Raw genomic sequence first — 1,191 nt, 5'->3', positions numbered from 1 at the left:
AACTTATTGTGGATCTGGCAGGATCTTGGCAACCACACCCGCACCAACAGTACGCCCACCTTCGCGAATAGCGAAGCGCAGGCCTTCTTCCATCGCGATTGGGTTGATCAACATGACTGTGATCGACACGTTATCGCCTGGCATGACCATTTCTTTGCCTTCTGGCAAAGCGATCGAACCGGTTACATCCGTAGTACGGAAGTAGAATTGTGGACGATAGTTGTTGAAGAACGGAGTATGACGACCGCCTTCATCTTTCGACAACACATAGATCTCACCAGTGAAATGCTTGTGTGGCTTGATCGAACCTGGCTTGGCCAACACTTGACCGCGCTCAACGTCTTCACGCTTGGTACCGCGCAACAATACACCAACGTTATCGCCAGCCTGACCTTGGTCAAGCAACTTGCGGAACATTTCAACACCAGTACAAGTCGTCTTTTGTGTATCGCGGATGCCGATGATTTCCAGCTCTTCGCCCACTTTCACAATACCGCGCTCGATACGACCGGTGACAACAGTACCGCGACCTGAGATCGAGAAGACATCTTCAACTGGCAACAGGAACGCACCGTCAACTGCGCGCTCTGGCGTTGGAATGTAGCTGTCCAGTGCATCGGCCAGCTTCATGATCGCTTCTTCGCCCAACGGACCTGTGTCGCCTTCCAGTGCCAGCTTTGCTGAACCCTGGATGATCGGCAGATCGTCGCCTGGGAAATCGTACTTGCTTAATAACTCACGCACTTCCATTTCAACCAGCTCGAGCAACTCAGCGTCGTCGACCATGTCTACTTTGTTCAAAAATACGATCACGTATGGCACACCAACTTGACGCGCTAGCAAAATGTGCTCGCGCGTTTGTGGCATCGGACCATCGGCAGCTGAACATACCAGAATCGCACCGTCCATTTGCGCCGCGCCAGTAATCATGTTTTTTACATAATCAGCATGGCCCGGGCAGTCAACGTGCGCGTAATGGCGGTTGGCGGTCTCATATTCTACGTGCGAAGTATTAATGGTAATACCGCGTGCGCGCTCTTCAGGAGCCGAATCAATCGTGCTGAAATCGCGCATGTCGCCGCCAAATTTCTTGGTCAACACTTTCGAGATTGCTGCAGTCAGCGTGGTTTTACCATGATCAACGTGACCAATCGTTCCGACGTTGACGTGCGGCTTGGTCCGTTCGAATTT

Annotated in this window: 1 protein-coding gene; it reads right to left on the bottom strand. The window is 52.0% G+C overall.

All coding sequences use genetic code 11. From position 1 onward, the window contains the following. Positions 1-3: 3 nt before the first annotated feature. Positions 4-1,191 (bottom strand): elongation factor Tu (gene tuf / locus HAV38_RS21495; RefSeq protein ID WP_168057471.1); only part of this gene is annotated, 1,188 nt, incomplete at its 5' end.

Origin of the sequence: Glaciimonas immobilis, assembly GCF_011947285.1 — a bacterium.
In the GTDB taxonomy this organism is placed as follows: Bacteria; Pseudomonadota; Gammaproteobacteria; order Burkholderiales; family Burkholderiaceae_D; genus Glaciimonas; species Glaciimonas immobilis.
Note: the sequence above shows the minus strand (reverse complement) of the source record. Positions and strands in the feature narration are given on the sequence as shown.